We start from the raw sequence: 9300 nt of genomic DNA, 5'->3' as shown, positions 1-9300 counted from the left end.
CCTCCTTGACGATTCGGTCGAAGGCCCGGGCGGCACGGATCCTGAGCCTCAACACCCAGGCTGCCAGACCGGTGAAGCCTGCGAGAGAAGCAAGAAACACCACGAACATGCGCCCGTCCATGTTGAGCTTCCCGCCTGACGTCACTACAGAATCGGTCGGGTGCAGAGACTGGACAGCAGGCAAGCGTGGGACGACGAACACAAGTACCGGGACAGTGACGAATGCGAGCACTGCGTAGACGGCGGCGAGCGCGCCCCGGCGTTCCCGCTCATCAACTGCGCTTCGGAGTGCGAAGTACGCCGCGTAGATGAGAAGCAAAACGAGAATGGAGGTCTCGCGTGGATCCCAGTTCCAGTATGATCCCCACGTGGACTTGGCGAATATGGACCCACTCACAGTCGCAATCAGGCTGAAGAGAAGTCCCAATTCGGCGGAGAACGCGGCCGCGCGGTCGTCCTCGATGTCGCGTCTCTGTAGGTACCTGATGCTGTAGATCATACACGCGAGGAAGGCTAGGACCGACACCCACGCGGTCGGAATGTGGAAGAAGATGATCCTGGATATCTGGCCGAGGTCCGCAGAAGCGGGCGCCCATGTGAAAGCTGCGAGCACCACGACGGTCATCCAGATCCCGAGAAACCACTTGGCGAACATGCGCGCACCTCACTCAAGGCTCAATCATTCCAGACAAATTCGAAAAGGAGAAGGGAAAGCGCCATCATGATGACACCGTGCCCGATGAGCAGCCTGATATCCCCAGCCGCCTGCGGAAGGCCGCCCCCGGAGAAGGCAACCACGGTTGCCCGGATGGACGCCCCAAGCCCCGGAAGGGCCAGCGGGAAAGAGAGGACCGCAAAGAGGGCGCCCTTGGCATTCGCCCGCGAAATGATGGCCGCGACGATTGTGGTCGACGCCGCGAGGGCGATAGTCCCAAATACCAAGGCCGCGAGGAACAGCCCGATGTGCCCAGGGGTGGTATCCATCAATACGAAGAAGAGTGGGACGACGATGGTCTCGATCGCGCCGAGGAGGCCTATGTTGAAAAGGAGCTTGCCCAGATAGACGGCATTTGGTAGGCACGCCAGCCTGAGGGCCATCGCCGTGCGAGACTCTTCCTCCCGAACAAACGACCGCGAGAGCCCGGTCATGGCAGAGAAGAACAGGACGATCCATAGAAACGCCGCCCGGACGTCAGCGTCCAGGGAGTAGGGGGTGACCGAGAAGCTGACTACAGCCAGGGCGGTCACAGCGAACAACGCGATGGAGTTTGCCGCGTATCTAGTTCGGAACTCGGACCTCACGTCCTTGTCGAGGACGGCGAGGACCTCACGAACCAAGCCGTACCACGACATCGCCCAGGGCCACCTCCTCCGGTTCGTTCGATGCCAGCACGACACAGGAAGGCTGCTTTCTCTCATCGATGAGCCTTCGGACCAGCGCCGCCCCGGCCTCATCTAGGTTCGCCGTGGGCTCGTCCAGTAATAGCACAGGCGGATTGTGCAGAAGGGCAAACGCGTACCGCAACCGCTGCTTCATCCCGGATGAGTAGGACCCGGTAAGGTCGTGATGTCTTCCGGCCAGTCCGACCAAGTCCAATAGAGCCAAGAGGCGCTGAGTGGAATCGTCGATCTGCCTGACCCGGGCGAAGAATCTCAAGTTCTCAAGAGCGGAGAGTTCGTCATACAAAGTGAGATCAGGGGACACCATCCCGATTAGAGCACGCCGAGCCGATGATGAGGCGTCGGTCCCGCCCCGGATGAGCCGCACTCGGCCGGAAGATGGATGCAAGAGCCCAGCGGCTATCCTGAGGAGCGTGGATTTGCCTGAGCCGTTCGGGCCTGCAACTGCAAGGATCTGGCCTGTCCGTATCGAAGCCGAAACCTCTCGGAGAACCCTCCGTTCTCCGAAAGACTTTGACACAGATTCGAACCTGAGTTCCGTATCCCAAGTGCTGCCGAGCAAGGAACCGACCTCCGAGACCGGGCGCACTCTGCTGCGTGCCAGTATGCTGAGCCAATTATACATTTGGTCTGGAGGGCTGTAAACCTGAGGCCTGGAGGCTTTCAACCAGGAGGATTTCCCGCGCGAGGCGCGGAATACTGCCTTCAAAGGCAAGGTGAGGACGTTTTGACACAGAACATCATGGACAAGCTGAGACAACACATCTCCACTTCAATCGAGAACGCCGTGAACAATCTGAAGCAAGCGGGTCACATCCCTCCAGATGTGCCCGTCGAGCCCACACTCGAAGTCCCAAAGGATCCGAAGTTCGGCGAGTTCGCCACCACAATAGCCCTGTCTCTGGCGCGTGCCGCAAAGCGTGCTCCGAGGGACCTCGCGAACCTCATCGTCAGGGAGATAATGGCCTCGCCCGAGAAGGGCTATATAGAGTCCGCGGAAGTCGCAGGGCCCGGCTTTGTGAACTTCCGCCTCAACCCCGCCTGGCTGCATGAGACTGTGCGGCTGGTGAGGTCGATGGGGCCCCGTTACGGCAGCTCCGATCATGGCCGGGGCGAGAAGGTCCTTGTCGAGTTTGTGTCCGCGAACCCGGTAGGCCCTCTCAACGTTGTCAACGCGAGGGCGGCCGCGGTAGGGGATACTCTGGTCAGGCTGTTCCGGGCGGCGGGCTACGACGCGGCCAGCGAGTTCTACATCAATGACGCCGGGAACCAAGTAGACATCCTGGGAGAATCGGTGTATGCACGTTACATGGAGCTTACAGGCAAGGACTACCCATTTCCGGAGAACGGGTACAGGGGAGAGTACGTGCGGGATGTAGCCCAGGCTGCACTGGAGGCCCACGGCCCGGAGATCGATAAGATGGGCCCGGATCAGGCACGGGAGTTCTTCCGCGAATTCGCCTTGACCAGGATCCTGGCCTGGCAGCGGAAATCCCTAGAGGCATATGGGGTCGTCTTCGACCGGTGGTTTTCCGAGAGGGAATTGAGGCGGGCGGGGGCGGTCGAGGCCCTGATCGCCAGCATGACGGAATCCGGGCACACCTATGAGTCCGAGGGCGCCCTGTGGTTCAGGTCAACCGCCTTCGGGGACGACAAAGACCGGGTCCTCGTAAAGAGCGACGGTGCTTACACCTACGTCGCGCCCGACCTGGCCTACCACAAGGACAAGCTGGTCCGAGGGTTCACGAAACTCATCGACATCCTCGGCCCCGACCACCACGGCTACGAGGGTAGGATGCAGGCAGGAATATCCTCATTCGGGTACCCCAAAGGAACCCTAGAGGTGCTGATACTCCAGCTGGTCACGCTCATGCGTGAGGGACAGCCGGTCAAGATGTCCAAGCGTGCCGGGGAATTCATAACCATGGATGACTTGCTCGAGGAAGTCCCCAAAGATGCCGCGCGTTACTTCTTCATCATGAGGAACACTTCATCCCACCTGGAATTTGACCTGGACTTGGCCCGGGCGCAGACCATGGACAACCCGGTGTGGTACATCCAGTATGCCCACGCCCGTTCGTGCAGCATATTCCGGCAGGCGGAGGTCGCAGGGGTCCCCCCCGAGACCTGGGCTGACCCGGACCTCTCGCCCCTGACGCATCAGACCGAGATCGAGCTGATCAAGAAAATGGCGGCATATCCCGACGAGATTCTGTCCGCCGCTGCTGAACGCGCTCCGAGCAGGCTCGCAAGATACGCCCTGGACCTCGCGGGCCTGTTCCACAGCTGGTACACGGAATGCCGGGTGATCGGGCCTGAGGAAGACTTGACCCGGGCGAGGCTCGCGCTTGTGGATGCGGCGAAGACCGTGTTCGCGAATGCCCTGACAATAATGGGGATCAGTGCTCCGGAAAGGATGTAGCAGGGTGCCACGTCTGTCGGCCGGTGAAGCCCTCAGAGCCTTCGGCAGAGCCCTGGGCGCCAGTTACGAGAGGCTGGGAATGGTGCTCGTCATGAGCATAGCCTGGTACTTCCCGGCCATGTTCGCGGTTATTCTGGGGCTCGGGCTCTCGCCCATGAGCCTGCCTGTATTCGTCGCGATAGTCGCACCTCTCACCGCGGCAGTCACTTACGCCGGAAACCTGGCAGTGCACAAAGAAGATGCAGGACCCCGGGATCTCCTCCGTGGGTTTGGGCGCTTCTGGCTCAGGGCCGCCATGCTAGGTGCGGTCCAGTCTGTGGTCCTCGTGGTGCTGGCTCTCGACATCTCCCTCGTGTTCACCGTGAGAGCGACGTGGGTGATGATGCTCTCCGGAATCTGGGTTTATCTGGCCATATTTATCTGGTCGGTGTGTGTTTACGTCTACCCGCTCATGGTGGAACAGGACGTAGGGGTCCCTACGGCGATCCGCAGGTCCGCCCTGCTCGTGCTGGACAACCCCGCCTATACTTTGGCCACTGTCACCATCGCCGCGGCCCTCTTTCTTCTGGGCGTGCTGCCCACCGTCCTCCTCCTCCTCGGGTTCCGGGCAGCGGGGTTTCTGATGATCCTGGGGCTCGCAACCTACGCGGGGCTCAATTCCATCTTCGTCAACTGCGCCACGGTCCGAGTGCTCAAACGCTACAACGCTCACCGAATGAGCGAGAGGGAGAGACTCGAGGAGGAACTGGCGGAAGGGCGAGAGGAAGCTTGAGGCACTGAGAGGAGGACTCCTCATGCGCTCTGAGAGCAACCTGAAGTTGGTCACGGGCCAGAAGGCCCAAGGCGTTGGGCAGCAGGGACCTGAAGAGTACTCCTTCACCTGGCCTGGCAAGCAAGCCGCAGTCGCGGCGGCCGGAGAGCCCGCGCGATCGGTGTTGGTCCCGGTATCCGTGGACCCCCCCGGGTCTCGGGACGCGCGACACATGTTCATCGAAGGCGACAACCTGGAAGCCTTGAAACTCCTGCGGGAGACTCACTGCTCCGCGGTTAAGATGATCTACATCGATCCCCCATACAACGCCCGGCGCGAGTTCGTCTACGCTGACAACTTCGGGGACCGGTGGGCGTGGCTTTCAGTGATGTACCCACGTCTTGCGGTTGCCTGGGAGCTTCTGCGGGATGATGGTGTCATCTTCGTGAGCATCGACGACCATGAGGTCCATCACCTGAGGATGATCATGAACGAGATCTTCGGTGAGGACAACTTCGTAGCCCAGATCGTGTGGCAGTCGAGGCAGTCGGTACAGAACGATACAGACATCAGCGTGAGCCACGAGTACATCACGGTCTATGCTAAGAACCGCAGGCGCTCTGACCGCAGGCTAAAGGGGGCGAACGCCAGCCGGTGGAACTCTGTCCCGGGGTTCGCGGCCTACCCTCTTCCGCTTGACCCGCGCAGGTTCTCAAATCCCGATGGCGACCCAAGGGGGCCTTGGAAGGCCGACCCGTTCGACGCGCCGAATATCAGGCCCAACCTCACCTACCCCATTGTGAACCCCACAACCGGTGTGGAACACTGGCCCCCTCCGGGAAGGTGCTGGCGACAGAACGAGGCCTCATTCCGCGAGTTGCTGGCAGACGGCAGGATTGTCTTTGGCAGAACCGGTACCGCCGGCCCGCAGATGAAGGTGTTCTACCGGGAGAAGGAAGCCTTCGGAAAGGTGGAGAACACTTGGTTCGATGGGGCGAGGCACGGGACGGCTGCACGTGGGACCCGCGAGATCCAGGAACTCTTCGACGGCAGGGCGGTGTTCGATTCTCCCAAGCCGACGGCTTTGATCCGTTCCCTGCTCCGGATCGCAACAAGAGGCGAGGACATAGTTCTGGACTTCTTCGCGGGGTCGTGCACCACTGCTCACGCGGTTCTGAACCAGAATCGCGAGGACGGCGGTGGACGCCGATGCATGTGCATCCAGGCTCCTGAACCGACATCGGCCAGCTCCACGGCAAGGCAGATGGGGTACAATACCATTGCCGAGATCGGGCTCGAGAGGATACGCCGGGTGATCGACAGGATGACGAGTGCGGGGGCGGACCCGGGAGCTCTCGCCTTTCAGGTACTCAGGCTGAAAGACCGCGCAGAGTGAACACACATCCCGTTCAGGAGGTGTCTGGTGATGCATGCAGGGGATATCGGGGTTCAAGCCGGCCGTGCGGGCACCGTGACCGTAACCTGGTTCGGGCACGCATGCTTTCTGTTGGCATCGGACGACGGACTTCGCGTTCTGATGGACCCGTTCGATGAGACTGTGGGCTATAGGCTTCCCGCTGTCCGGGCCGATGTCGTCACAGTCAGCCACGAGCACTTCGACCACGGCAACGTTGGGGTCGTTCAAGGGTCTCCACAAGTGCTGAAGGGTGTGGGTGAGCACAGTATACGAGGAGCGAGATTCCGCGGGATCCAGACCTACCATGATGAACAGCGTGGGGCGAAGCGCGGAACGAATACAGTCTTCGTCATCGAGATGAAGGGGATCACCTTCTGTCATCTCGGCGACCTCGGCCACATCCCTTCTGATGATGCGATCGACTCCTGGGGACGCGTCGACGTGATGATGGCGCCGGTGGGAGGCGTGTACACCATCGACGCCGCCGGCGCGCTCATGCTGGTCAGAAGGGTCAAACCCAGGGTGGTCATTCCCATGCACTACAAGACCCCGTCGCTCAAGTTCCCCCTCGCAGGGCCCGAGGAGTTCTTGCGCGGGATCGCGCAGGTGCAACGCCCGGCCGGCCGCGAATACATAGTGTCTGCGGACAGGCTACCTGCGGAGACGACTGCGGTTGTACTTCGATACCAGTAGGTGAGGCCTTGACCCTGACCGGCTCGCTTGGTCCTGGAACCCACGCGGCCGGGTCCCCTGGCTCAGTAGCGCGGGGGGCCTGGCCGCGCTTGTGTCGGGGGGCTGTGAATCTTTGGATACACGCCAGTTCACCAACCATCTGGGCCTCTCCACCAGAAGGCGTCTATCGATGTCTCTGGTTGTGTGGACCAGGAGAACAGGAGATCTCCGGCCTTGACGTGAACAGATGAGTGGTAGAGGCCTGGGAAGGCCCAATGCGGAAGAGCGTCCAGAAGGTCCTCGAAAAGGATCGAGACGTCTGGCTTCTTGAGGCCTGCCGACGCGAGGAGGATGCCTACCATTCTCTCGGAGGCGCGGGAGACGATCTGCCGGATGACGCGGTTCAGACTCTTCCCCGTCTCTGCCTCGCCCGGGGCGCGCTTAACCAAGAGCTCACGCCGGGCTTTGTTGTGAGCGTGCCATGCCACGCGAGGGCCTTCCGCGGCGTTGTCTGTCATCACCATTTTGAGCAGCTCTTTGTCGTCGTCCCCCTATAGGTATGGAACATGGCAGGTTATCCCTCGGTACCCTTGCCCGCCGACCGGCTGCGAAAACGCGTCCGGATGTACTCCTGGGCGCTTTCAGGCGAAAGACGCACACTGCCCCGGCCGCTTCGCACGTAAAAGCCGCCTTCGGGGCTTGCCTCCATCTCCTTCCACTTCACGAACACCGGCTCAAGGCTGCGCCGGCAGCTCACCAGGCAAACTGTCCTGCCGTGCAGGACCTGAATTCCCGGGTCGATGCAGGTGTTCGCCCGGTCACCGAGCGCGTCCCCAACTGCCTGCGTGAGGTGAAGCATGAATTCGTCCTCGTTCTCGAAGGCATCCCGCTCAATGCCGACGATCGAGCCGTCGTCCGCCACCCCAATCAGCAGATCACCGCCCTCCGTATTGAGGAACGCGGCGATGGTCTTCAGCACCGCATGGGTCACGTTCTGATCGTCCTGCCGGTTCTCCTTGAGATTCCGACGCAGTGCGGGCTCGAACTCGAGCGTCTTGGACTCCCCGCGTTTGACCAGTTCCTCCGCTTGCCGGTGTGTACGCAGGTACTGGTCGAAGAGGAAACTCCTCACTGCTTCGCCGAACGCCTGATCGTCCGTGATCCGCTTGTAGAGCTCGAAGTTCGAGTCTACGATGTCCTGAATCACTTCTTCGACTTTTTGGTCGAATGTGAGACGTACATTTTCACGCGTGTTCACCCGAGCGCTGGCGGCAAGGGCAGGGTCGGCGTCGAGTTTTGCCATTATGTAGCCCAGTGTGACGCGGTGCTCTGGTCCGAGATTGAGCCCGAAGCGTTCGTTCAACTCCGCAATGATCCGCGAGAGGGGCTCCAGTGCCTCCGGCGCGACCCCATACGGGCCCTTGGTGCTTTGCGGATCGAGCAGGCCGGCTTTCCGATCGAGCGTGATCCTGCCGCTTGACGTCTGCTGGATGCGATAGGATTCCATGTCGATGTTGTGCTGCACTTCCCAGGGTAGCGTATCGCGATCGGCAGGCAGTAGCCGTCGCAGGTGACGCGCAAAAACGTAGAGTTTTTCCAGGTCGGGGTCGGCGAAGGTGAGCACCTGTGCCAGGAAGGCATAGAGCCGGATGAAGTCGGTGAGCTGGCCGCGGAAATCCTGCTGCTCATCCCTGGTCAGCTCGCGGAAGCGCTCCACGATGGGGGCAAGGGCTGCATACAGTCGGTCCTGCGTGGCTCTCTTGTCGAAGTATACCTTGGCAAAAGCGTTCACGTCTGCCTCGGTGTAGACGGGGAAGCCAGCCAGGCGCGTTTGGATCTCGTAAAGCAGGTTCGGATCGGTCCCTTCGGACAGCAGGGTCGTTTCGTAATACGGCTCGAAGGCCGCCTTGATCTCGTCAGCCTCGTTGGCGAAGTCGAGCACCATCGTGCCTCTCTTTTCAGGATGAGTGCGGTTCAGGCGCGAAAGGGTCTGCACCGCGTTCACTCCGCCCAGCTTCTTGTCCACGTACATTGTGTGCAGGAGAGGCTCGTCGAAGCCCGTCTGGAACTTGTTGGCCACGATCAAGAAGCGGTACTCCGGGCGCTTGAAAGCCTTCGCGGTCTGGGCCTCCGGAAAGCCGTTCATGCCGGCTTCGGTGTAAGACTGGCCGCCATCCTGCACTGTTCCCGAGAAGGCAACCAGCGCCTTGAATGGATACCCGCGCTCCACCAAGTATTTGTCTAAGGCGAGCTTGTAGCGCACGGCGTGCAGGCGCGAGCGGGTGACGATCATCGCCTTCGCCTTGCCGCCGATCTCGCCCTGCACCTGCGCGGCGAAGTGTTCGACCATGATCCGCACTTTCTCGTTGATCGCGTGCGGGTGGAGCTCCACAAAGGACTTTAGTAGATACTCGGCCTTTTTCTTATCGTACCGGGGATCGTCCTCGATCTTCTTGAGCAACCGCCAATAGGCCTTGTACGTAGTGTAGTTGGCGAGCACATCCAGAATGAACCCTTCCTCGATGGCCTGGCGCATGCTGTAGAGGTGGAATGGCCCAAACTTCCCGTCCGCGCGCCGGGTGCCGAAAAGCTCGAGCGTTTTGGGCTTGGGCGTGGCGGTGAAGGCGAACATGGAAA

9 protein-coding genes are annotated in these 9300 nt (G+C 60.9%); 4 read left to right on the top strand and 5 right to left on the bottom strand.

The window, feature by feature from the left end:
• The 3 genes from NUW23_13485 to NUW23_13475 form a co-directional block, all read right to left on the bottom strand.
• The coding region (locus NUW23_13485) for a cytochrome c biogenesis protein (protein ID MCR4427172.1) at positions 1 to 655 on the bottom strand (655 nt) is incomplete at its 3' end.
• Positions 656 to 675: 20 nt separating this feature from the next.
• Positions 676 to 1353 carry a heme exporter protein CcmB gene (locus NUW23_13480; protein MCR4427171.1) on the bottom strand — a complete coding sequence of 226 codons (678 nt, stop codon included), beginning with the start codon at positions 1351 to 1353 and terminating at the stop codon, positions 676 to 678.
• Positions 1328 to 1963 (bottom strand): ABC transporter ATP-binding protein, encoded by a 636-nt coding sequence (locus NUW23_13475; protein ID MCR4427170.1) that lies wholly within the window; start codon positions 1961 to 1963, stop codon positions 1328 to 1330. Before NUW23_13475 ends, NUW23_13480 begins: the two co-directional genes overlap by 26 nt.
• Positions 1964 to 2128: 165 nt before the next feature.
• Here NUW23_13475 and argS point away from each other — a divergent pair, with 165 nt between their 5' ends.
• From argS to NUW23_13455, 4 genes are read left to right on the top strand one after another with little or no spacing between them, the layout of a single operon-like run.
• Entirely contained in the window at positions 2129 to 3823 is a 1695-nt protein-coding gene (gene argS / locus NUW23_13470) for an arginine--tRNA ligase (GenBank protein MCR4427169.1), read from the top strand.
• A gap of 4 nt (positions 3824 to 3827) precedes the next feature.
• Positions 3828 to 4595: a hypothetical protein gene (locus tag NUW23_13465; GenBank protein MCR4427168.1), complete on the top strand. Its 768-nt coding sequence runs from the start codon at positions 3828 to 3830 to the stop codon at positions 4593 to 4595.
• Positions 4596 to 4617: 22 nt separating this feature from the next.
• The gene (locus NUW23_13460; protein ID MCR4427167.1) at positions 4618 to 5970 is read left to right on the top strand and encodes a site-specific DNA-methyltransferase; all 1353 of its coding nucleotides are present in this window, start codon (positions 4618 to 4620) and stop codon (positions 5968 to 5970) included.
• Between the two features lie 30 nt (positions 5971 to 6000).
• On the top strand, positions 6001 to 6684 hold the full coding sequence (locus NUW23_13455; protein ID MCR4427166.1) for an MBL fold metallo-hydrolase: 684 nt from the start codon (positions 6001 to 6003) through the stop codon (positions 6682 to 6684).
• A 128-nt stretch (positions 6685 to 6812) separates the two neighbouring features.
• On the opposite strand, the gene NUW23_13450 is transcribed toward NUW23_13455, so the two are convergent.
• Together NUW23_13450 and NUW23_13445 are read right to left on the bottom strand one after the other, a co-directional pair.
• Positions 6813 to 7187, bottom strand: a complete 375-nt coding sequence (locus NUW23_13450) for a hypothetical protein (protein MCR4427165.1) — start codon at positions 7185 to 7187, stop codon at positions 6813 to 6815.
• Between the two features lie 50 nt (positions 7188 to 7237).
• On the bottom strand, positions 7238 to 9300 hold a 2063-nt coding region (locus tag NUW23_13445; protein MCR4427164.1), incomplete at its 5' end, for a putative DNA binding domain-containing protein.

This window comes from Bacillota bacterium, assembly GCA_024655925.1.
Classification (GTDB): Bacteria; Bacillota; DTU025; order DTU025; family JANLFS01; genus JANLFS01.
Note: the sequence above shows the minus strand (reverse complement) of the source record. Positions and strands in the feature narration are given on the sequence as shown.